The sequence below is a fragment of the Pseudomonas sp. R45(2017) genome (genome assembly GCF_002112305.1).
In the GTDB taxonomy this organism is placed as follows: Bacteria; Pseudomonadota; Gammaproteobacteria; order Pseudomonadales; family Pseudomonadaceae; genus Aquipseudomonas; species Aquipseudomonas paraglycinae.
Genome location: NZ_NEHH01000007.1, coordinates 117,534 through 140,578, shown reverse-complemented (window position 1 = coordinate 140,578; position 23,045 = coordinate 117,534). Strand labels below are relative to the sequence as shown.

23 protein-coding genes are annotated in these 23,045 nt (G+C 61.4%); 22 read left to right on the top strand and 1 reads right to left on the bottom strand.

Going from position 1 to position 23,045, the window contains the following annotated elements; translation table 11 throughout:
* Positions 1–142: 142 nt before the first annotated feature.
* From CAF74_RS17465 to flhB, 21 genes are all read left to right on the top strand, one after another.
* On the top strand, positions 143–1,618 hold the full coding sequence (locus tag CAF74_RS17465; protein WP_003222863.1) for a sigma-54 dependent transcriptional regulator: 1,476 nt from the start codon (positions 143–145) through the stop codon (positions 1,616–1,618).
* 110 nt (positions 1,619–1,728) lie between these two features.
* Positions 1,729–2,940: a PAS domain-containing sensor histidine kinase gene (locus tag CAF74_RS17460; RefSeq protein ID WP_085747113.1), complete on the top strand. Its 1,212-nt coding sequence runs from the start codon at positions 1,729–1,731 to the stop codon at positions 2,938–2,940.
* A gap of 5 nt (positions 2,941–2,945) precedes the next feature.
* Positions 2,946–4,337, top strand: a complete 1,392-nt coding sequence (locus tag CAF74_RS17455) for a sigma-54 dependent transcriptional regulator (protein ID WP_085747112.1) — start codon at positions 2,946–2,948, stop codon at positions 4,335–4,337.
* A gap of 128 nt (positions 4,338–4,465) precedes the next feature.
* Entirely contained in the window at positions 4,466–4,795 is a 330-nt protein-coding gene (gene fliE / locus CAF74_RS17450) for a flagellar hook-basal body complex protein FliE (protein WP_007958292.1), read from the top strand.
* Between the two features lie 15 nt (positions 4,796–4,810).
* Complete coding sequence (gene fliF / locus CAF74_RS17445; protein WP_007958290.1) at positions 4,811–6,598, top strand: flagellar basal-body MS-ring/collar protein FliF; 1,788 nt, start codon at positions 4,811–4,813, stop codon at positions 6,596–6,598.
* Positions 6,591–7,610: a flagellar motor switch protein FliG gene (gene fliG, locus CAF74_RS17440; RefSeq protein WP_007958288.1), complete on the top strand. Its 1,020-nt coding sequence runs from the start codon at positions 6,591–6,593 to the stop codon at positions 7,608–7,610. Before fliF ends, fliG begins: the two co-directional genes overlap by 8 nt.
* Positions 7,611–7,614: 4 nt before the next feature.
* Positions 7,615–8,421, top strand: a complete 807-nt coding sequence (gene fliH / locus CAF74_RS17435; protein ID WP_085747111.1) for a flagellar assembly protein FliH — start codon at positions 7,615–7,617, stop codon at positions 8,419–8,421.
* A complete protein-coding gene (gene fliI / locus CAF74_RS17430; protein ID WP_085747110.1) occupies positions 8,411–9,769 on the top strand; it encodes a flagellar protein export ATPase FliI in 1,359 nt (452 codons plus the stop codon). The genes fliH and fliI overlap by 11 nt, the downstream gene beginning before the upstream one ends.
* 6 nt (positions 9,770–9,775) lie before the next feature.
* Positions 9,776–10,225, top strand: a complete 450-nt coding sequence (gene fliJ, locus CAF74_RS17425; RefSeq protein ID WP_007951935.1) for a flagellar export protein FliJ — start codon at positions 9,776–9,778, stop codon at positions 10,223–10,225.
* 102 nt (positions 10,226–10,327) lie between these two features.
* Complete coding sequence (locus tag CAF74_RS17420; RefSeq protein ID WP_011333053.1) at positions 10,328–10,627, top strand: STAS domain-containing protein; 300 nt, start codon at positions 10,328–10,330, stop codon at positions 10,625–10,627.
* Between the two features lie 5 nt (positions 10,628–10,632).
* Positions 10,633–12,336 carry a fused response regulator/phosphatase gene (locus CAF74_RS17415; protein ID WP_085747109.1) on the top strand — a complete coding sequence of 568 codons (1,704 nt, stop codon included), beginning with the start codon at positions 10,633–10,635 and terminating at the stop codon, positions 12,334–12,336.
* A 30-nt stretch (positions 12,337–12,366) separates the two neighbouring features.
* A complete protein-coding gene (locus CAF74_RS17410) occupies positions 12,367–12,714 on the top strand; it encodes an Hpt domain-containing protein (protein ID WP_085747108.1) in 348 nt (115 codons plus the stop codon).
* Between the two features lie 105 nt (positions 12,715–12,819).
* A complete protein-coding gene (locus tag CAF74_RS17405) occupies positions 12,820–14,181 on the top strand; it encodes a flagellar hook-length control protein FliK (RefSeq protein ID WP_085747107.1) in 1,362 nt (453 codons plus the stop codon).
* A gap of 296 nt (positions 14,182–14,477) precedes the next feature.
* Positions 14,478–14,981 carry a flagellar basal body-associated protein FliL gene (fliL, locus tag CAF74_RS17400; RefSeq protein ID WP_007951946.1) on the top strand — a complete coding sequence of 168 codons (504 nt, stop codon included), beginning with the start codon at positions 14,478–14,480 and terminating at the stop codon, positions 14,979–14,981.
* A 9-nt stretch (positions 14,982–14,990) separates the two neighbouring features.
* On the top strand, positions 14,991–15,959 hold the full coding sequence (gene fliM, locus CAF74_RS17395) for a flagellar motor switch protein FliM (RefSeq protein ID WP_003222890.1): 969 nt from the start codon (positions 14,991–14,993) through the stop codon (positions 15,957–15,959).
* Positions 15,960–16,016: 57 nt separating this feature from the next.
* Positions 16,017–16,475: a flagellar motor switch protein FliN gene (fliN, locus tag CAF74_RS17390; RefSeq protein WP_007951948.1), complete on the top strand. Its 459-nt coding sequence runs from the start codon at positions 16,017–16,019 to the stop codon at positions 16,473–16,475.
* A complete protein-coding gene (fliO, locus tag CAF74_RS17385) occupies positions 16,476–16,934 on the top strand; it encodes a flagellar biosynthetic protein FliO (RefSeq protein ID WP_085747106.1) in 459 nt (152 codons plus the stop codon).
* Positions 16,934–17,692, top strand: coding sequence for a flagellar type III secretion system pore protein FliP (fliP, locus tag CAF74_RS17380; RefSeq protein WP_039765605.1), 759 nt, complete (start codon positions 16,934–16,936; stop codon positions 17,690–17,692). The genes fliO and fliP overlap by 1 nt, the downstream gene beginning before the upstream one ends.
* On the top strand, positions 17,689–17,958 hold the full coding sequence (gene fliQ / locus CAF74_RS17375) for a flagellar biosynthesis protein FliQ (protein WP_007951951.1): 270 nt from the start codon (positions 17,689–17,691) through the stop codon (positions 17,956–17,958). The genes fliP and fliQ overlap by 4 nt, the downstream gene beginning before the upstream one ends.
* A gap of 3 nt (positions 17,959–17,961) precedes the next feature.
* Complete coding sequence (fliR, locus tag CAF74_RS17370; protein ID WP_085611525.1) at positions 17,962–18,747, top strand: flagellar biosynthetic protein FliR; 786 nt, start codon at positions 17,962–17,964, stop codon at positions 18,745–18,747.
* A 3-nt stretch (positions 18,748–18,750) separates the two neighbouring features.
* On the top strand, positions 18,751–19,890 hold the full coding sequence (flhB, locus tag CAF74_RS17365) for a flagellar biosynthesis protein FlhB (RefSeq protein WP_085747105.1): 1,140 nt from the start codon (positions 18,751–18,753) through the stop codon (positions 19,888–19,890).
* Positions 19,891–20,004: 114 nt separating this feature from the next.
* On the opposite strand, the gene CAF74_RS17360 is transcribed toward flhB, so the two are convergent.
* Positions 20,005–20,379: a DUF6124 family protein gene (locus CAF74_RS17360; RefSeq protein WP_085747104.1), complete on the bottom strand. Its 375-nt coding sequence runs from the start codon at positions 20,377–20,379 to the stop codon at positions 20,005–20,007.
* 526 nt (positions 20,380–20,905) lie between these two features.
* Here CAF74_RS17360 and flhA point away from each other — a divergent pair.
* A complete protein-coding gene (flhA, locus tag CAF74_RS17355; RefSeq protein ID WP_085747103.1) occupies positions 20,906–23,035 on the top strand; it encodes a flagellar biosynthesis protein FlhA in 2,130 nt (709 codons plus the stop codon).
* The last annotated feature ends 10 nt before the right edge of the window (positions 23,036–23,045 follow it).

Here is a 23,045-nt window from a genome sequence, read left to right as displayed (position 1 = left end):
CATAAATTTGACTGTGCACGGTTTTTTGACTTAACTAGTGGCTGTTTTCAGATTTCAGGCGTCTACAGGCACAAGGTGTCCTGCAAGCGTCTCGCTTGCCCCTCATTTTGGGCATTGAGTTGACTAGGGAAGTTGCTATTGCATGTGGCGTGAAACCAAAATTCTGCTGATCGATGACGATAGCGTCCGCCGCCGCGACCTGGCGGTGATCTTAAATTTTCTTGGCGAAGAAAATTTACCCTGCGGAAGCCATGACTGGCAGCAGGCAGTCGGCTCTTTGTCGTCTAGTCGTGAGGTCATTTGCGTACTGATCGGGACGGTCAATGCTCCTGGTGCGCTTTTGGGCTTGCTAAAGACACTCTCAACCTGGGATGAGTTCCTTCCGGTTTTGCTGATGGGCGATAATTCTTCGGTGGACCTGCCCGAAGACCAACGCCGCCGGGTACTTTCAACCCTCGAAATGCCGCCGAGCTACAGCAAGCTGCTGGACTCCCTGCACCGTGCCCAGGTCTATCGCGAGATGTACGACCAGGCCCGAGAGCGCGGCCGCCATCGCGAACCCAACCTGTTCCGCAGCCTCGTCGGCACCAGCCGCGCGATCCAGCACGTGCGTCAGATGATGCAGCAAGTGGCCGACACCGACGCCAGCGTGTTGATCCTCGGCGAGTCCGGGACCGGCAAGGAAGTGGTTGCGCGCAACCTGCATTACCATTCCAAGCGTCGTGACGCGCCATTCGTACCGGTCAACTGCGGGGCGATCCCGGCCGAGTTGCTGGAAAGCGAACTGTTCGGCCACGAGAAGGGCGCCTTCACCGGCGCGATCACCAGCCGTGCCGGCCGCTTCGAGCTGGCCAACGGCGGTACGCTGTTCCTCGACGAAATCGGCGACATGCCGCTGCCGATGCAGGTCAAGCTGCTGCGCGTGCTGCAGGAACGTACCTTCGAGCGCGTGGGCAGCAACAAGACTCAAAGCGTCGACGTGCGCATCATCGCCGCGACCCACAAGAATCTCGAAAGCATGATCGAGATCGGCACCTTCCGCGAAGACCTCTACTATCGCCTGAACGTGTTCCCGATCGAGATGGCGCCGCTGCGTGAGCGCGTCGAAGACATTCCGTTGCTGATGAACGAGCTGATCTCGCGCATGGAGCACGAGAAGCGCGGTTCGATCCGCTTCAACTCCGCCGCCATCATGTCCCTTTGCCGCCACGGCTGGCCGGGCAACGTCCGCGAGCTGGCCAACCTGGTGGAGCGCATGGCGATCATGCATCCGTACGGGGTGATCGGCGTGGTCGAGTTGCCGAAGAAATTCCGCTACGTCGACGACGAAGACGAGCAAATGGTCGACAGCCTGCGCAGCGACCTGGAAGAGCGCGTGGCGATCAACGGCCACACGCCGGACTTCACCGCCAACGCCATGCTGCCGCCGGAAGGTCTCGACCTGAAGGACTACCTCGGTGGTCTGGAGCAGGGCTTGATCCAGCAGGCGCTGGACGACGCCAATGGCATCGTTGCCCGCGCCGCCGAACGCCTGCGCATTCGCCGCACCACGCTGGTGGAGAAGATGCGCAAGTACGGCATGAGCCGTCGTGAAGGTGATGAACAGGCGGATGATTGACGCCTGTTTTTCAACTGCTTCATTTATAAGCGGTTTTTTTTAGGCACGGGTATTGCTACGTCCCTCGCAACGTTCCGTTTAACTGACGGTCAGCCAAGCGAGAGAGCACAATGCCCCAAGCCTCCCAGATGTCTTCTGTTCCCGAGTCCTCGGGGCAACTGCCGTCCGTAGAGCAGGCGAGCCGCCAGGGGCTTGAGCAGGCATTCGCCCTGTTCAACCAGATGTCGAGCCAGTTGACCGACTCCTACAGCATGCTCGAAGCCCGGGTCACCGAGCTCAAGGGCGAGTTGGCCGTAGTCAGCGCCCAGCGCATGCAGGAACTGGCGGAAAAAGAACGCCTGGCCAACCGTCTGCAAAACCTCCTCGATCTGTTGCCCGGCGGCGTCATCGTCATCGACGGTCACGGCATCGTGTGCGAGGCCAATCCGGCCGCCATCGATCTGCTGGGCCTGCCTCTGGAAGGCGAGCTGTGGCGCCATGTCATCGCCCGTTGCTTCGCGCCTCGTGAAGATGACGGCCACGAAATTTCCTTGAAGAACGGTCGACGCCTGTCGATTGCCACCCGCTCGCTGGATGCCGAGCCGGGGCAGTTGGTACTGCTCAACGACCTGACTGAAACCCGTCACTTGCAGGATCAGCTTGCGCGCCACGAGCGACTGTCTTCCCTGGGTCGGATGGTCGCTTCGCTGGCTCATCAAATTCGTACGCCGTTGTCCGCCGCCTTGCTGTACGCCAGTCATTTGACCGAGCAGGAACTGCCGGTCGCCACCCAGCAGCGCTTCGCCGGTCGCCTCAAAGAGCGTCTGCACGAGCTCGAGCATCAGGTGCGCGACATGCTGGTGTTCGCTCGCGGAGAATTGCCGCTGACTGATCGCATCACGCCCAATACCTTGATGCAATCGTTGCAGGCCGCGGCGCTGACCCATGTGCAGGATCTGCCGATCCGCTGGCAATGCGACAGCCATGCCGGCGAGTTGCTGTGCAATCGCGACACGCTGGTCGGGGCGCTGCTCAATCTGATTGAAAACGCGATTCAGGCGAGTGCCGGTGAGGTGCGTCTGAAGGTGCATTGCTATACCCGCGACAACACTCTGCGTTTGTGTGTCAGTGACAGCGGCAGCGGTATCGATGCGACAGTGCTGGCGCGGCTGGGCGAGCCGTTTTTCACCACCAAAGTCACCGGGACCGGCCTGGGCCTGACCGTGGTCAAGGCCGTGGCGCGTGCGCATAAGGGAGAATTGCGGCTGCGTTCGCGGGTCGGGCGCGGTACGTGCGCGCAGGTCATCCTGCCGTTGTTTTCTGCTGTACAGGGAGCTGAGTGAAGGTCATGGGCATCAAGGTTCTGCTGGTCGAGGATGACCGCTCGTTGCGCGAAGCGCTGGCCGATACGCTGTTGCTGGCCGGTCACGACTATCACGCGGTGGGTTCGGCCGAAGAGGCGCTGAACGCCGTCGAGCGCGAAGCGTTCAGTCTGGTGGTCAGCGACGTCAACATGCCGGGCATGGATGGTCATCAATTGCTCGGCCTGCTGCGCGCGCGACAACCGCAATTGCCGGTGCTACTGATGACCGCCCATGGCGCGGTCGAGCGCGCGGTCGATGCGATGCGTCAAGGCGCGGCGGATTATCTGGTCAAGCCGTTCGAGCCCAAGGCTCTGCTGGATCTGGTGGCGCGTCACGCCTTGGGCAGCCTTGGCGTGAGTGATACCGAAGGCCCGGTCGCGGTCGAGCCCGCCAGCGCTCAATTGCTGGATCTGGCAGCGCGGGTCGCGCGCAGTGATTCCACCGTGCTGATTTCCGGCGAGTCCGGCACCGGCAAGGAAGTGCTGGCGCGCTACATCCACCAGCAATCCCATCGCGCCAGTCAGCCGTTCATTGCGATCAACTGTGCGGCGATCCCCGACAACATGCTCGAAGCCACCCTGTTCGGTCACGAAAAAGGCTCGTTCACCGGCGCCATCGCGGCCCAGGCCGGCAAGTTCGAACAGGCGGACGGCGGCACCATTCTGCTCGACGAAATTTCCGAAATGCCTCTGGGCCTGCAAGCCAAGCTGCTGCGGGTGTTGCAGGAGCGGGAAGTGGAGCGGGTCGGCGCCCGCAAGCCGATCACTCTGGATATCCGCGTGGTAGCGACCACCAACCGTGATCTGGCCGGCGAAGTCGCGGCGGGGCGATTCCGTGAAGACCTCTATTATCGTCTGTCGGTATTTCCGCTGGCCTGGCGTCCGTTGCGCGAGCGCACCGCCGATATCCTGCCGCTGGCCGAGCGTCTGTTGGCCAAACACGTCAATAAAATGAAGCACGCGATGGCGAAGTTCTCGCCCGAGGCGCAAGCGTGCCTGATCGGTTATCAGTGGCCGGGCAACGTGCGCGAGCTGGATAATGCGGTCCAGCGGGCCTTGATTCTGCAGCAGGGCGGGTTGATCCAGCCGCAGGATTTCTGTCTCTCCGGGCCTGCGCTGTTCGCCCCGTTGCCGTCGGTTGTGCCGGTTGCGCCGGTCATTCGTGAAGTCGAAATCGAGGCGGATTCGGCCGGTGCGCTGGGCGATGACCTGCGTCGCCGCGAGTTCCAGATGATCATCGACACCCTGCGTACCGAACGCGGTCGACGCAAGGAAGCCGCCGAAAAACTCGGCATCAGCCCGCGCACCCTGCGTTACAAACTGGCGCAAATGCGCGATGCGGGCATGGATGTCGAAGGCTACCTGTTCGCCACCTGACGGGTGGCGCAAACGTTTGAAACGGCTTTTCTGAAAGCGGTGCCCATGAGCTGGCACCGTTGTTGCTAACACCTGAGTACCCGCCGAGTGAGTGTCAAAAAATTGCGGGCCGCCCAAGAGAGTAGACCATGAGCCAAGGTATTGAATTTAATCGGTTGATGATGGACATGAAGGCCATGCAAATGGACGCCATGTCGAAGCCGAAATCGATTGCCGCTGCCCCTGAAGTGGCAGGCAGCAGCTTTTCCGACATGCTCGGTCAGGCCATCAACAAAGTCAGTGATACCCAGCAGGCGTCGACTCAGTTGGCCAACGCATTTGAAATCGGCAAGAGCGGCGTCGATCTGACGGACGTGATGATTGCCTCGCAAAAAGCCAGCGTGTCGTTCCAGGCTCTGACCCAGGTGCGCAACAAGCTGGTTCAGGCTTATCAAGACATCATGCAGATGCCGGTTTAAGGACGAGATTGAGTCATGGCAGAAGCAGTCGCCGATAACGTTCCGGCCAAGGCCACCCCGATAGACGGCAAACCGCCGCTGTTCGGCCTGTCCTTCCTGGAAAACCTCTCCGAGATGACCGTGCTGCGTCAGGTGGGCCTGTTGGTCGGCCTGGCCGCGAGCGTGGCGATTGGCTTTGCCGTGGTGCTGTGGTCGCAGCAACCGGACTACCGGCCTCTGTACGGCAGCCTTGCCGGCATGGACGCCAAGCAGGTCATGGACACCCTGGCCTCCGCCGACATTCCCTACACCGTCGAACCGAATTCCGGCGCCTTGCTGGTCAAGGCCGATGACCTGTCCCGTGCGCGGCTCAAGCTCGCGGCCGCTGGTGTCACTCCCAGCGACGGCAACATCGGTTTTGAAATCCTCGACAAGGAACAGGGTCTGGGCACCAGCCAGTTCATGGAAGCGACCCGTTATCGTCGCGGCCTCGAAGGCGAACTGGCCCGCACCATTTCCAGCCTGAACAACGTCAAGGGCGCGCGCGTTCACCTGGCGATCCCGAAAAGCTCGGTGTTCGTGCGTGACGAGCGCAAGCCAAGCGCTTCGGTACTGGTCGAGCTGTATTCCGGTCGTTCGCTGGAGCCAGGCCAGGTCGTTGCCATTATCAACCTGGTGGCAACCTCCGTTCCCGAGCTGAGCAAATCGCAGATCACCGTCGTCGACCAGAAGGGCAACCTGCTGTCGGATCAGGCGGAAAATTCCGAAATGACCATGGCCGGCAAGCAGTTCGACTACAGCCGCCGCATGGAAAGCATGCTCACCCAGCGCGTGCACAACATTCTGCAACCGGTACTGGGCAACGATCGCTACAAGGCTGAAGTTTCGGCCGACGTCGATTTCAGTGCCGTCGAGTCGACTGCCGAGCAGTTCAACCCGGATCAACCGGCTCTGCGCAGCGAGCAGTCGGTCAACGAACAACGCACCGCCAGCAATGGCCCGCAAGGTGTGCCGGGTGCCCTGAGCAACCAGCCGCCGTCGCCGGCCTCGGCACCGCAGACCACCGGTGGCGCAGCCGCGCCGGCGAGCATGGTGCAGCCAGGTCAGCCACTGGTTGATGCCAACGGTCAGCAGATCATGGACCCGGCCACCGGCCAGCCGATGCTCGCGCCGTACCCGGCGGACAAGCGTCAACAATCCACCAAGAACTTCGAACTCGACCGTTCCATCAGCCACACCAAACAGCAGCAGGGTCGCCTGAATCGCCTGTCGGTGTCGGTAGTGGTGGACGATCAGGTCAAGATCAACCCGGCCAACGGCGAAACGACTCGCGCGCCGTGGAGCGCCGACGAATTGGCGCGCTTCACTCGTCTGGTACAGGACGCTGTCGGCTTCGACGCCAGCCGTGGCGACAGCGTCAGCGTGATCAACATGCCGTTCTCCGCCGAGCGCGGCGAAGTGATCGCCGACATTCCGTTCTACTCCCAGCCATGGTTCTGGGACATCGTCAAACAAGTGCTGGGCGTGTTGTTCATCCTGGTGCTGGTGTTCGGCGTGCTGCGTCCGGTGCTCAACAACATCACCGGTGGCGGCAAAAGCAAGGAGCTGGCCGGTCTGGGCGGCGACATGGAACTCGGTGGCATGGGCGGTCTGGATGGTGAACTGTCCAACGATCGCGTCAGCCTCGGCGGCCCGACCAGCATCCTGCTGCCGAGCCCGAGCGAGGGTTATGACGCTCAGTTGAACGCAATCAAGAGTCTGGTGGCAGAAGACCCGGGTCGTGTGGCCCAGGTCGTGAAAGAGTGGATTAACGCAGATGAGTGATAACCGAGCCGCCGTCGCCAAACTGTCCCGGGTCGATAAAGCCGCGATTCTGCTGCTGTCCCTGGGTTCGACCGATGCCGCACAAGTGCTGCGCCACATGGGCCCCAAAGAGGTCCAGCGAGTCGGCGTGGCCATGGCCCAGATGGGCAACGTCCACCGTGAGCAGGTCGAGCAGGTCATGAGCGAGTTCGTCGACATCGTCGGCGATCAGACCAGCCTGGGCGTCGGCTCCGACGACTACGTGCGCAAAATGCTCACCCAGGCCCTGGGTGAAGACAAGGCCAACGGCCTGATCGACCGCATTCTGCTGGGTGGCAACACCAGTGGCCTCGACAGCCTGAAATGGATGGAGCCGCGCGCCGTTGCCGACGTGATCCGTTACGAGCACCCGCAGATCCAGGCGATCGTGGTCGCGTACCTCGATCCGGATCAGGCCGGTGAAGTGCTGGGCAACTTCGACCACAAGGTGCGTCTGGACATCATCCTGCGCGTCTCGTCGTTGAACACCGTGCAGCCGGCCGCGCTGAAAGAATTGAACCAGATCCTCGAGAAGCAGTTCTCCGGCAACTCGAACGCCTCGCGCACCACCCTGGGTGGCATCAAGCGGGCGGCGGACATCATGAACTTCCTCGACAGCTCGATCGAAGGCCAGCTCATGGACTCGATCCGCGAAGTCGACGAAGACCTGTCCGGTCAGATCGAAGACCTCATGTTCGTGTTCAACAACCTGGCCGATGTCGACGACCGCGGGATCCAGGCGCTGTTGCGCGAAGTGTCTTCCGATGTGCTGGTGCTGGCCCTCAAGGGTTCGGACGAAGGCGTCAAGGAGAAGATCTTCAAGAACATGTCCAAGCGTGCCGCCGAACTGCTGCGCGACGACCTCGAGGCCAAGGGCCCGGTGCGCGTCAGCGACGTGGAGACCGCGCAGAAGGAAATCCTCACCATCGCCCGCCGTATGGCCGAAGCCGGAGAAATCGTGCTCGGTGGCAAGGGCGGCGAGGAAATGATCTAAGCCCATGGACAAGCATGACGACGATGTGACGGACCTGATCCGTGCCCGGGACGTCCGTGGTTTCGAATCTTGGGCGTTGCCCAGCTTCGACCCGCCGAAACCTGAGCCCGAGCCGGAACCGGAGCCTGAACCGCCGGAAATGGAAGAGGTGCCGCTGGAGGAAGTCCAGCCACTGACTCTGGAAGAGCTCGAAAGCATCCGTCAGGAGGCCTACAACGAAGGCTTCGCCATCGGCGAAAAGGAAGGCTTTCACAGCGCCACCCTCAAGGTGCGCCAGGAAGCCGAAGTGGTCCTGACGGCCAAGGTCAACAGCCTTGAGCAGCTGATGGGCCACCTGTTCGAGCCCATCGCCGAGCAAGACACCCAGATCGAAAAGTCACTGGTCGACCTCGTGCAGCACATCGCCAAGCAGGTGATTCAGCGCGAACTGGCCATCGACTCGACGCAGATCGAACACGTCATGCGCGACGCCCTCAAGCTGTTGCCGCTGGGCGTGGGCAATGTGCGGCTGTACGTCAATCCACAGGATTTCGAACAGGTCAAAGCCCTGCGCGAACGTCATGAAGAAACCTGGCGCATCGTCGAAGACGAATCCCTGCTGCCGGGCGGTTGCCGGGTCGAGACCGACCACAGCCGGATCGATGCCAGCATCGAAACCCGCGTCAGCCAGGTCATGGCCAAGCTGTTCGACCAGTTGCACGAACAGGCCCTGCACCCGGCCGAGCCGGACCTGAGTCTGGACCTGCCGGAAACACCCAAACCGGCACCGGTCGCAGAAGAGCCGCTCGCGGACGCCCCCGATGCGCCTTGAACGCACCAGCTTCGCCAAGCGCCTGAGCACTTACGCCGAGGCCACCGAAATCGCCGGTGCGCCGATCCTCGAAGGGCGGCTGCTGCGCATGGTCGGCCTGACGCTGGAAGCCGAAGGCCTGCGCGCCGCCATGGGCACCCGCTGCATGGTGATCAACGACGACACCTATCACCCGTCCCAGGTTGAAGCCGAAGTCATGGGCTTCTCCGGCAGCAAGGTGTTCCTGATGCCGGTCGGCAGTGTGGCCGGCATTGCCCCGGGCGCCCGCGTGGTGCCGCTGGCCGACACGGGTCGCCTGCCGATGGGCATGAGCATGCTCGGTCGCGTGCTGGACGGCGCCGGACGTGCGCTGGACGGCAAGGGCGGCATGAAGGCCGAAGACTGGGTGCCGATGGACGGCCCGACAATCAACCCGCTCAATCGTGATCCAATCAGCGAACCGCTGGACGTCGGCATCCGTTGCATCAACGGTTTGTTGACGGTCGGTCGCGGTCAACGTCTGGGCCTGTTCGCCGGTACCGGTGTCGGTAAGTCGGTGTTGCTGGGCATGATGACCCGCTTCACCGAGGCCGACATCATCGTCGTCGGCCTGATCGGTGAGCGGGGTCGAGAAGTTAAGGAGTTCATCGAGCACATCCTCGGTGAAGAAGGCCTCAAGCGTTCCGTTGTAGTGGCGTCGCCTGCGGACGATGCGCCGCTGATGCGTCTGCGCGCGGCGATGTACTGCACGCGGATCGCCGAGTATTTCCGCGACAAGGGCAAGAATGTCCTGTTGCTGATGGATTCGCTGACCCGTTTCGCCCAGGCCCAGCGGGAAATCGCCCTGGCCATCGGCGAGCCGCCGGCGACCAAAGGTTATCCGCCGTCGGTATTCGCCAAACTGCCGAAACTGGTGGAGCGCGCCGGTAATGCGGAGAAGGGCGGGGGTTCGATCACCGCGTTCTACACCGTATTGTCCGAAGGCGATGACCAGCAGGACCCGATCGCCGACTCGGCGCGGGGTGTGCTCGACGGCCACATCGTGCTGTCGCGACGCCTGGCCGAAGAGGGTCATTACCCGGCCATCGATATCGAAGCCTCGATCAGCCGGGTGATGCCCGCGGTGGTGTCGCCGGAGCACATGCAGCGCGCGCAATACTTCAAGCAGTTGTGGTCGCGCTACCAACAGAGCCGCGACCTGATCAGCGTCGGCGCCTATGTCGCGGGCGGTGACCGCGAGACTGACCTTGCCATCAATCTGCAGCCGCAACTGGTCAGATACCTGCGTCAGGGTCTCAACGACAACATCAGCCTGGGTGAAAGCGAGGCGTACCTCAGCACGATTTTCGCCCCGGCGGCCGGCGGGTAACCGGTCATGGCCCTGAGTCGAGCCGCGCGTCTGGCGCCAGTGGTGGACATGGCCGAGAAGGCCGAGAAAACCGCCGTGCAACGCCTGGGTTACTTTCAGGGGCAGGTGAAGGTGGCCGAGAGCAAGCTCGCCGACTTGCATGCCTTTCGTCTGGATTACTCCGAGCAGTGGATCGTACGCGGCAGCACGGGCGTGTCCGGGCAGTGGCTGCTGGGTTTTCAGGGCTTTCTGGCGCAGCTCGACACCGCCGTCGATCAGCAGCGTCAAAGCCTGCAATGGCACCAGAACAATCTGGACAAGGCCCGCGATGCCTGGCAGCAGGCATTCGCCCGGGTCGAAGGTCTGCGCAAGCTTGTACAACGTTATCTGGATGAAGCGCAGCGCGCCGAAGACAAGCGCGAACAGAAGCTGCTGGACGAGTTGTCCCAGCGTTTGCCGCGCCACGAGGCGTTTTGACGGGCAGATCTCGCACAGATCCCGACGCCATCGCGCCTTGCCCATGGCCCCTTCAGGTGCTAAACCTTGTACAGGTTCGTCAAATGACAAGGAAGCCAGTACATGTCAGTCGTTACAGAAGTGTCTGCGGACAAGAAAAAACTGACGATTTCGGTCAAGGGGCGATTCGATTTCGCCAAGCATCAGGAATTTCGCCAATCCTACGAAAAAGAGCAGCCCGAATCGGTGATTGTCGACCTCAAAGAGGCGACCTATCTCGACAGTTCGGCGCTCGGCATGCTGCTTCTGCTGCGTGATCATGTCGGCGGTGACGACTCGGAAATCCGCGTGGTCAACAGCAGTTCCGACGTGAAGAAAATCCTCGCCATCTCCAACTTCGACAAACTGTTCGACATCAGTTGACGGCCATGCAGCCGCAAGAGCCGCTGACGATCCTGATTGCCGAAGACAGCGCCGCTGACCGGCTGTTGTTGTCGACCATCGTCCGTCGTCAGGGGCATGAAGTGCTGACGGCCACCCACGGTGCGGAGGCGGTCGAGGCATTTATCCGACAAAAGCCGCATCTGGTGCTGATGGACGCCATGATGCCGGTGATGGACGGGTTCGAAGCCGCACGCCAGATCAAGAACCTGGCGGGTGAGAATCTGGTGCCGATCATCTTCCTCACGTCGCTGACGGAAAGTGAAGCGCTGGCCCGCTGCCTTGAGGCTGGCGGTGACGACTTTCTGGCGAAGCCCTACAACCAGGTGATTCTCGCCGCCAAAATCAAGGCGATGGATCGCTTGCGGCGTTTGCAGGCCACGGTTCTTCAGCAACGCGACCTGATCGCCAAGCATCACGACTATCTGCTCAACGAGCAGCGGGTCGCCAAGGCTGTATTCGACAAGGTCGCGCATTCCGGTTGCCTGAGCGCGCCAAACATCCGTTACCTGCAATCACCCTATGCGCTGTTCAATGGCGACCTGCTGTTGGCAGCGTACACCCCGGCCGGCGACATGCATGTGTTGCTCGGTGACTTCACCGGTCACGGCTTGCCGGCGGCGGTCGGCGCCATGCCGCTGGCCGAGGTGTTCTATGGCATGACTGCCAAGGGTTACGGCCTGGCCGAGACCCTTCGGGAAATGAACGCCAAGCTCAAGCGCATCCTGCCGGTGGACATGTTCTGCTGTGCGACGTTGTTGTGCCTGAGCTTTCAGCGGCGCTCGGTGGAAGTCTGGAACGGCGGCATGCCCGACGGTTATCTGCATTGCCTGGCTACCGGGGAGCGCAAGCCGCTGGCGGCTCGGCATCTGCCGCTGGGTGTGCTCAGCCCGCAGACCTTCGATGACCGCACCGAGGTTCACTCGATGGCGGTGGGTGATCGGGTGTTTCTGCTCTCCGACGGGGTCATCGACACCTGCGATGCCAACGATCAGTTGTTTGGTGTCGAGCGCTTGCACCAGGTGTTCGCCGCCAATCGCCAGCCGGATCGGCTGTTCGAGGACATCGAGCAGGCGTTGCAGGACTTTCGCGGTGAGGCCCGGGACGATGTGAGCATGGTCGAGGTCAGCCTGCTGGAGATGGCGCAGGTTAATCCGTCGGCGCCGGTGTATTCCGACAGTGGCCAGTCCTGTCCGCTGGACTGGTCGGTGAGCTTCGAATTTCGCGGCGTCACGCTCAAGCGCTTCAATCCGTTGCCTTACCTGTTGCAGTTGCTGCTTGAGGTGCATGGATTGCGGGCGCAGAGTGGCGCACTTTACAGCGTGCTGGCCGAGCTTTATTCCAACGCGCTGGAGCATGGCGTGCTGGGCCTGGATTCGAGCCTCAAGCGCGATGCATCGGGTTTCGCCCGTTATTATGAGCAGCGCAATGCGCGCCTCGAGGCCTTGCAGGACGGTTACGTGCGCGTGCATTTGCAGGTGCGGCCGGAAGGTGAGGGCGGTTGTCTGGTGGTGCGGGTCGAAGACAGCGGCCAGGGATTCGATGTCTCGCGCGTGATGGAGCGGCCGCTCGACGGTGTCCGTCTGTCGGGGCGCGGAGTCAGTCTGATCCGGCAATTGGCGCGTAATGCCAGCTGGTCCGACGATGGTCGCAGTGCTCGCGTGGAGTTTTTCTGGGAGGCTCTGGCATAATCCGCGCATTCTTGATCAAGGAGTGAACAAGTGGCTGATACACATGTGGACCACGAAGCGCTAAGCGTGCTGCGGGAAGTGATGGAAGACAGCTATCCGGAACTGCTGGATACCTTTCTCGCCGATTCCGAAAATCGCCTGCGGGAGTTGCAGCAGACTGCCGATGCCGACGCATTGTCTTCCGTTGCGCACAGCTTCAAGGGCAGCAGCAGCAACATGGGTGCGACCCGTCTTGCGGTGCTGTGCCAGGAGCTGGAACAGCATGCCAAAGACAAAAGCCCTTCTGAAATCATCAAACTGGTCGCCGACATCCATAGCGAATTCGCCGATGTGCGGCCCGTTTATGTCGCCGAGCGGCAGCGCTCGCTGACCCACTGATCCTGCCGTCGGGCGGTTTTGCCGGAATTCTGACGAAACTGGCCCGGCACTTGCAGTCATCTATCCCAACTGTACCTACGATCCCAGTGCAGCGGAGACCGTGCCATGCCTGCAAGCCCCAACATTCTTCTTCAGACCGCCGCCCAGGCCAAGGCGCAAGCTGCCTCGTCCAAATCATCGGCAGTGGCCGCAGAGCCCGGGGACAAGGCCTCCAGCTTCGCTCAGGTGTTCGCCGATCAAGGCCCGAACAAGCCCTCGGTGAGCGTCGACAATTCGGCAAAGCCTGCCCGTGACAAGGTGGCTGACAACAGCGGCAAGAAAGACCTCGGCAAGGATCAGTCTGCCGCCCCGGAGCCGGCGGTTGCCGATAGCGGCAAAGCCTTGCCCGCCGACAAATCGGCGACGGCGGCAACGGACGACAAGACCGCTACTGATGATGAGACTGCCGATACCGCAACGACTCCTGTTGTCGACACAGCACCGGTGGATCCGGCACTGGTGGCGGCGGTAGAACCTGTCGTTACCGCACCGGTAGCCGCCACCCCTGTCGTCGATACCGCTGCGAAACCGGAAACCGATCAACCTGCCGTGGCGGCATTGCCGGGTATGGTCAAGGATCCGGCGCCGGCCACTGATCCTGCTTTCGACCCCGAGGCGGATCCGCTGGATTCGCTGCCTGCCGTGCGCATGGCCATGGAGCAGAGTGGTCACATTTCCGCTTCCAGTCAGTCCCAGCCCAAGGCCACCCCGGCCCAGACTCAGGCTGACGGCGAATTGACCTCGGCGCAGACCTTCGCTGCCGGCATGGCCAGCATGCTCGATGTGCAGGCTGACAAGGACAGCACCAGTCAGGGCGGTGAGAAGGCGTTCAGCGGCCTGATCGATGACGGCCTGAAAGACCTGAAGACCGCCACAAGCGACACTCGTGTCGATGATTTCGCCAACCGTCTGGCGGCGCTGACCCAGGCTGCCACGCCGAAAACCGCCAACGCGGTGCCGGTGAACCAGCCGATTGCCATGCACCAGAACGGCTGGACCGAAGAAGTGGTCAACCGGGTCATGTACCTGTCGAGCAACAACCTGAAGGCGGCTGACATCCAGTTGCAACCGGCCGAGCTCGGACGTCTGGATATCCGGGTGAACATGGTCCCGGACCAGCAGACCCAGGTGACCTTCATGAGCGCGCATCCGAGCGTGCGTGAAGCCCTCGACGGTCAGATGCACCGCCTGCGGGACATGTTCAATCAGCAAGGCATGGGGCAGGTCGACGTCAACGTGTCCGACCAGAATCGTGGCTGGCAGGGCCAAGGCCAGGAACAGGCGCAGCAGGGGCAGAGTGGTCGCACCAGCGCTGCCGGCGGTCGCCTGGATTCGGCTGAAGAAGAGTTGACCCCGACGGCTGTCGCTGAAGCCGCGGCCACCGCCACTCACGTGATCGGCTCCAGCGCCGTCGACTACTACGCCTGATCAAATCAAAAGCCCCTCACCCTAGCCCTCTCCCGGAGGGAGAGGGAACTGATTGGGGATGCTTGAGATGCTCGCTAACCTGATTGTTTGGGCTGAATCCAAGTCGACTCGGTGCCTCAGGTCGATATATCACAACAAGACAACTCGATCGGCTCCCTCTCCCTCCGGGAGAGGGCTGGGGTGAGGGTTGCTTTTGACTTCAGCGTTGTCTCCGCTACTACCTACACTTCTGGCATAACACTTGCTCTTGCCTTGCCGTGCGACTGTGAAAACCCGATTAGTGACGGATTATTGGCATGGCGAAGAGCGAAGCTGCAGCAGTAAAAGACCCCGCAACCAAAGGCAAACTCAAGATGATCATTGCGATCGTGCTCGGGTTGCTGCTGGCCATCGGCGCATCTGTGGGGGCGACCTGGTTCTTCATGCACAGTGCCCAGAGCAAGCCCGAGGCGGCGGCCGAAGCGGCCCCGGTCGGCAAGCAACCGGCGATTTTCGAGCCGATGGCGCCGGCCTTCGTGGCCAACTACAACCAGAACGGCCGTCAGCGCTACATGCAGGTGAGCATCACCATGCTGGCGCGCAATCAGGCGGATCTGGAAGCGCTCAAAGTGCACATGCCGGTGATCCGCAACAACCTGGTGATGCTCTTCTCCGGTCAGGATTTCGCCACGCTGGCGACCCCGGTCGGTCAAGAGATGTTGCGCCAGAAGGCCACAGCCAGCGTCCAGGAAGTGGCGCAGAAAGAGCTGGGCAAAGTGGTGATCGAACAGTTGCTTTTCACTAATTTCGTACTGCAGTAGGAACACGACATGGCCGTGCAGGATCTGCTGTCCCAGGATGAAATCGACGCGCTGTTGCATGGTGTCGACGATGGTCTGGTACAGACCGATAACGCTGCCGAACCCGGCAGTGTCAAAAGCTACGACCTGACCAGCCAGGATCGCATCGTCCGTGGACGCATGCCGACTCTGGAAATGATCAACGAGCGTTTTGCCCGCTACACCCGCATCAGCATGTTCAACATGCTGCGCCGCTCGGCGGACGTTGCCGTCGGTGGCGTACAGGTGATGAAGTTCGGCGAATACGTGCACTCGCTGTACGTGCCGACCAGCCTCAACCTGGTCAAGATCAAACCCCTGCGCGGCACCGCGCTGTTCATCCTCGACGCCAAACTGGTGTTCAAACTGGTGGACAACTTCTTCGGCGGCGATGGCCGTCACGCCAAGATCGAAGGGCGTGAATTCACCCCGACCGAACTGCGCGTGGTGCGCATGGTGCTGGAGCAGGCGTTCGTCGATTTGAAAGAAGCCTGGCAGGCGATCATGGAAGTCAACTTCGAGTACATCAACTCGGAAGTGAACCCGGCCATGGCCAACATCGTCGGCCCGAGCGAAGCGATCGTGGTCTCCACGTTCCACATCGAACTCGACGGCGGTGGCGGCGATCTGCACGTGACCATGCCGTACTCGATGATCGAACCGGTGCGCGAAATGCTCGACGCCGGTTTCCAGTCGGATCTCGACGACCAGGACGAACGCTGGGTCAATGCCCTGCGCCAGGACGTGCTGGATGTCGACGTGCCGATCGGTGCCACCGTGGCTCGCCGCCAGTTGAAACTGCGCGACATCCTGCACATGCAGCCGGGTGACGTGATTCCGGTCGAGATGCCGGAAGACATGATCATGCGCGCCAACGGCGTGCCGGCCTTCAAGGTCAAGATGGGCTCGCACAAAGGCAATCTTGCGTTGCAGGTTATCGAGCCGATCGAGCGCCGCTGAAGCGGCGCCCTCACTCCCTGATTCTTTTACCGGTTTTTTGCCCGCCGAGGACAAATGATGAACGACGATATGAACACCCAGGACGATCAGGCACTGGCCGATGAATGGGCTGCCGCCCTGGAAGAAACCGGTGAAGCCGGGCAGGCCGACATCGACGCGCTGCTGGCCGCCGATGCAGGTGCTTCGAGCTCCAACCGTCTGCCGATGGAAGAGTTCGGCAGCGTGCCGAAGAACAACGATCCGGTGACCCTCGACGGTCCGAACCTGGACGTGATCCTCGACATTCCGGTGTCGATCTCGATGGAAGTGGGCAGCACCGACATCAACATCCGCAACCTGCTGCAACTCAACCAGGGTTCGGTGATCGAGCTCGATCGTCTGGCCGGCGAGCCGCTGGACGTGCTGGTCAACGGCACCCTGATCGCCCACGGTGAAGTGGTTGTGGTCAACGAAAAGTTCGGCATCCGTCTGACTGACGTGATCAGCCCGAGCGAACGCATCAAGAAGCTGCGCTGAGTGAAAAAGGTTCTGGGGGCTTTGTTCGGTCTGGCGCTGGCCTTGCCGTTCAGCGTGCTGGCGGCCGAGCCGGTGGCGGCAACTGCGGCCACTGCTGCGCCGGCCGTCAACAGCGGCGTGGCCGGACAGCTGACGCAACTGGTGCTGGGTTTGTTGCTGGTGCTGGGGTTGATCTTCTTCCTCGCCTGGCTGTTGCGCCGGGTGCAGCAGGCAGGTCCCGCCGGCAAGGGCCAGGTGATCGAGCTGATCGGTTCCCGCGCGCTCGGGCCGCGTGACCGTCTGATGCTGGTGCAGGTCGGCAACGAGCAGATTCTGCTCGGTCTCAGCCCCGGAACCATCACTGCGTTGCACGTGCTCAAAGAGCCGGTCGAGGTGCCGAGCACCGCCGACAAAGCGACTCCGGAATTTGCCCAGCATCTGTTGAAGATCCTCGGCAAGGATCAGAAGGATAAGAAGTAATGGGTGCGTTGCGCATCGTCTTGACCCTGGCCTTGATGTTGGCCGCGCCGCTGGCATTCGCCGCCGATCCGTTGTCGATCCCGGCGATCACCCTGGGCACCAACGCCGAGGGCGCGCAGGAGTATTCGGTCAGCCTGCAGATCCTGCTGATCATGACGGCGCTGAGCTTCATTCCGGCCGCCGTCATCCTGATGACCAGTTTCACCCGGATCATCATCGTCTTCTCGATCCTGCGTCAGGCCCTGGGCTTGCAGCAGACACCGTCGAACCAGATCCTCACCGGCATGGCGCTGTTTCTGACGCTGTTCATCATGGCGCCAGTGTTCGATCGCGTGAACAACGATGCCTTGCAGCCGTACCTCGCGGAAAAGCTGACGGCCCAGCAGGCGGTGGAAAAGGCTCAGGTGCCGATCAAGGACTTCATGCTCGCCCAGACCCGCTCCAGCGATCTGGAGCTGTTCATGCGCCTGTCCAAGCGTACCGACATCGCGACGCCGGATGCTGCGCCGCTGACCATTCTGGTGCCGGCCTTCGTGACGTCTGAACTGAAGACCGCGTTCCAGATCGGCTTCATGATCTTCATTCCGTTCCTGATCATCGACCTGGTGGTCGCGAGCGTGCTGATGGCGATGGGTATGATGATGTTGTCGCCGCTGATCATTTCCCTGCCGTTCAAAATCATGCTGTTCGTGCTGGTGGATGGCTGGGCGCTGATCATCGGCACCCTGGCCAGCAGTTTCGGAGGTGTATCGCCATGACGCCAGAAGTAGCGGTCGACATCTTTCGTGAAGCCCTGTGGCTGACCACCATGATGGTGGCGATTCTGGTGGTGCCGAGTCTGCTGGTGGGCCTGCTGGTGTCGATGTTCCAGGCTGCCACCCAGATCAACGAACAGACCCTGAGCTTCCTGCCGCGTCTGCTGGTGATGCTGGTCACGCTGATCGTCGCCGGCCCGTGGCTGGTGCAGACGTTCATGGAATACATCACCCAGTTGTACAAAAACATTCCGATGGTCATCGGCTAAGCCATGCAATCGCTGCTTCAGCTGACCGACACCCAGATCAGTACCTGGGTGGCGACGTTCATGCTGCCGCTGTTTCGCGTCGCCTCGATGTTGATGGTAATGCCGGTCTTCGGAACCACGCTGGTGCCCCGGCGGATCCGTCTGTATTTCGCCTTCGCGATCACCGTGGTGATCACGCCCAACCTGCCGCCGATGCCGGCGGTCAGCCCGCTGGACCTCAGCGGCCTGCTGCTGATCGCCGAGCAGATTCTCGTTGGCGCGGTGCTGGGTTTCTCGCTGCAATTGTTCTTTCAAGCTTTCGTGGTGGCCGGGCAGATCGTCGCGATCCAGATGGGCATGGGCTTCGCGTCGATGATCGACCCCACCAACGGTGTGTCGGTGGCGGTGATCGGGCAGTTCTTCACGATGCTGGTGACCTTGCTGTTCCTGTCGATGAACGGGCACCTGGTGGTCTTCGAAGTGCTCACCGAGAGCTTCACCACGCTGCCGGTCGGCGGCGGGTTGATGACCACGCATTACTGGGAACTGGCCGGCAAACTCGGCTGGGTGCTGGGCGCCGCGTTGTTGCTGGTGCTGCCGGCAGTCACCGCGCTGCTGGTGGTCAACATCGCGTTTGGTGTGATGACCCGCGCCGCGCCACAGCTCAACATTTTCTCCATCGGCTTTCCGCTGACCCTGGTGCTCGGCCTGTTCATTGTCTGGGTCGGGTTGGCGGACATTCTCAATCAGTATCAACCGCTGGCTACTGAGGCCCTGCAGTTTTTACGCGAACTGGCAAAGGCGCGCTGAGTCATGGCTGAGAGCGAAAGCGGTCAGGACAAAACAGAAGACCCCACGGAGAAGCGCAAAAAGGACTCCCGGGAAAAGGGTGAGATTGCGCGCTCCAAGGAGCTCAACACCCTGGCGATCATGCTCGCCGGCTCTGCCGCGCTGCTGATTTTTGGCGGGATGCTGGCGCAGGAATTGATGGACCTGATGCGCCAGAACTTCACGCTGTCGCGGGAAGTGATCATGGACGAGCGCTCCATGGCGACGTTTCTGATGAGCTCCGGATTGCAGGCATTGCTGGCGATTCAGCCGATCATGATCACCCTGTTGCTGGCGGCTTTCCTCGGGCCGATCGCGCTGGGCGGCTGGCTGTTCGCCGCCGGTTCGCTGGCCCCCAAGTTCAGCCGGATGAACCCGGCGGCAGGCCTCAAGCGGATGTTCTCGATGAAGGCCGTGGTCGAGCTGCTCAAGGCGCTGGCCAAGTTCCTCATCACGCTGGGTGTGGCGCTGGTGGTGCTCAATTCGGACATCGATGACCTGCTGCGCATCGCCCACGAGCCGCTGGATCGGGCGATCATTCACAGCTTGCAACTGGTGGGCTGGAGCTCTCTGTGGTTAGCCTGCGGTTTGATCATCATCGCGGCCGTCGATGTACCCGTGCAGATCTGGGAGAGCATCAAGAAGCTCAAGATGACCAAGCAGGAAGTGCGCGACGAGCACAAGGACCAGGAAGGTCGGCCGGAGGTCAAACAACGGATTCGCCAGGTCCAGCGCGAGATGTCGCAGCGGCGGATGATGGCGGCGATTCCGGATGCCGACGTGGTCATCACCAACCCGACCCACTACGCCGTGGCGCTCAAGTACGACGCCGAGAAGGGCGGGGCGCCGATGCTGCTGGCCAAGGGCAGCGACTTCCTGGCGCTGAAGATTCGCGAAATTGCCGTGGCCAACAACGTCATGCTCCTCGAATCGCCAGCGCTGGCGCGTTCGATCTATTACTCCACGGAGCTGGAAGAAGAAATCCCCGGCGGCCTGTACCTGGCGGTCGCTCAGGTTTTGGCTTACGTCTACCAGATCCGCCAGCACCGCGCGGGCAAGGGCAAGTTCCCGGAACCGCTCAAGGACGATCTGCCGATCCCGCCGGATTTGCGGCGCGATTCGTGATGGTGATGAAGCAAAAAAAACCGCCATCCGGTTGAATCCGGTGGCGGTTTTTTATGCCCGATGATCTGTGTTGCCCGCGAAGGCGTCAGCAATCACGACATATCACTCAAGCCTTTACACAGGGTTCGGCGACTGCGGTATTTCCAGATTATTCAGCACCCGATTCGCTGTTAGCTCCCCGAGCATGATCAGTTGCCCGATGCCCGTCAGTGTCCTGCGCTGCGCGGCGGGCATGAGGTGGGCGAAGTCATTGGCGATGGTTCTGGCGGAAGCGAGGGTTTCGCAGAGCTCGACCAGCAGCTCTTCGTTTTTGAAGTCCGCGGTGACGGCGTACATTCTGCGGTTCTTGCGCGGTGGTGGCGTGGAGCCGGGCGGGCAGAGATAGTGATCGAGGGCGCGGTCGGCGGCTTCGTGAAGCTTTCTGGAATCGGCGGATTCGTAGGGCGAGGCGGGATCGGTTTCGGGTGGGTTGGGTGTTGGTTTGATCATGGTGAAGCTCCTGAGTTATGGAGCCACTCTCGCCTGTCGCTAAACAAGTGAAGGTGGCAGCTGTACGCAGGTTAGCGAACCGGTCTCAGGCACCCCGGTAGACCCAAAGGTCTCCCGCATACAGCCGCCATAACGTAATTGCGGACGAAGAGTCCCGCAACGAAGCCATGAACGCTGATGCACTGAGATAGTCCGGGTCGCTAAACCCGATCGCTGATTCGTCAGCGACAGATCCACAATAGAACCCGACCCCACAGCGCACAAGCCGGCGGATTCTGGCGTAGCTGTAGGCAACGGCGCAAGGATTCGTAGCCTGTAAGGCGTGTCTGAAGGTGTCTTTTAAACACCTGAGTTTAAAAGGCGCTTTTTGCTGAACTCTTGCGAAGGAAACATCCCGCCCAGCAGAAAAACCACGCCCGAACCCCTCTGTTTCAATCATCGGCAAAAGTTGGAAGGCTTCTTGCAGTAGCCGCCATGCGCCCGCTTCGGGCGTCAAAAGTTTGCTTTAAAGGAACGGGGAAAACCGGTGGATCGCTCTCAGTTATTCAACACTGCTCGCTCGAATGTTGCCGACCTCAGTCGAGGCAATCTGGGTGTGCCGCTGTTGCTGCTGGTCATGCTGGCGATGATGATGTTGCCGGTGCCGCCGTTCCTGCTCGACGTGTTCTTCACCTTCAACATTGCCCTGTCGATCGTCGTGCTGCTGGTCTGCGTATACGCCTTGCGGCCGCTGGATTTCGCGGTGTTCCCGACCATCCTGCTGGTGGCGACGCTGTTGCGGCTGGCGCTGAACGTGGCGTCGACGCGGGTGGTGATGCTCCACGGTCAGGACGGCCACGCCGCCGCCGGTAAGGTGATCCAGGCTTTCGGTGAGGTGGTGATCGGCGGTAACTACGTGGTCGGTATCGTGGTCTTCGCGATCCTGATGATCATCAACTTCGTCGTGGTAACCAAGGGTGCCGGCCGGATCTCCGAAGTGAGCGCGCGTTTCACCCTCGATGCGATGCCCGGCAAGCAAATGGCGATCGACGCCGACCTCAATGCCGGTCTGATCGACCAGGCGCAGGCCAAGGCCCGTCGTCAGGAAGTGGCCCAGGAGGCCGAGTTCTACGGTTCGATGGACGGTGCCAGCAAGTTCGTACGCGGTGACGCCATCGCCGGTCTGCTGATTCTGTTCATCAACCTGATCGGCGGTATGGCCGTCGGTATCTTCCAGCACAACATGACGTTCGCTGACGCGGGCAAGGTTTACGCCTTGCTGACCATCGGTGACGGTTTAGTGGCGCAATTGCCATCACTGTTGTTATCTACAGCTGCAGCGATCATGGTGACCCGTGCTTCCGGTTCGGAAGACATGGGCAAGCAGATCAATCGCCAGATGTTCGCCTCGCCGAAAGCGCTGGCGGTGGCTGCCGGTCTGATGGCGGTCATGGGCCTGGTGCCGGGCATGCCGCACTTCTCGTTCCTGACCATGGCTGCGCTGGCTGCCGGTGGCGCTTACCTGTTCTGGAAGAAGCAGAACGTGGCCAAGGTCATCGCGCTGGAAGAGGTCAAGCGTCAACAGGAACTGCTGCCGTCGCCAGCCCGCGCCATGGAAACCAAGGAGCTGGGCTGGGACGACGTGACCCCGATCGACATGATCGGCCTGGAAGTCGGCTACCGTCTGATTCCGTTGGTGGACCGCAACCAGGGCGGGCAATTGCTGGCGCGGATCAAGGGCGTGCGCAAGAAACTCTCGCAGGATCTGGGCTTCCTGATGCCGACCGTGCACATCCGCGACAACCTCGACCTGGCGCCGAGCGCCTATCGCCTGACCCTGATGGGCGTGATCCTGGCCGAGGCCGAGATCTACCCGGATCGCGAACTGGCGATCAACCCGGGGCAGGTCTACGGCACGCTCAACGGCATTACCGCCAAAGATCCGGCTTTCGGCCTGGAGGCGGTGTGGATCGAGGTCAGCCAGCGTGCCCAGGCGCAATCGCTCGGTTACACCGTGGTCGATGCCAGCACCGTGGTTGCGACCCACTTGAACCAGATTCTGTACAAGCACTCCAGCGAGCTGATCGGCCACGAAGAAGTGCAGCAATTGATGCAATTGCTGGCCAAGAGCTCGCCGAAACTGGCCGAAGAGCTGGTGCCGGGCGTGGTCACGCTGTCGCAACTGCTCAAGGTGTTGCAGGCGTTGCTGGCCGAGCACGTGCCGGTGCGCGATATCCGCAGCATTGCCGAAGCCATCGCCAACAATGCCGCCAAGAGTCAAGATACCGCCGCTTTGGTGGCCGCTGTGCGGGTCGGCGTATCCCGCGCCATCGTCCAAAGCATTGTAGGGACTGAGTCGGAGCTGCCAGTTATCACGCTGGAGCCAAGGTTGGAACAAATATTGCTCAATAGTCTGCAGAAGGCAGGACAAGGCTCGGAAGAGGGCGTTCTGCTGGAGCCGAGCATGGCCGAGAAGCTGCAGCGTTCGCTGATCGAAGCGGCGCAGCGCCAGGAAATGCAAGGTCAGCCGGTGATCCTGTTGGTAGCAGGCCCGGTACGCGCGATGCTCTCGCGCTTTGGTCGCCTGGCAGTTCCCGGACTGCATGTGCTGGCCTACCAGGAAATTCCGGACAACAAGCAAGTGACCATCGTTGCGACAGTAGGGCCCAACGGCTGAGGTAGTGGTT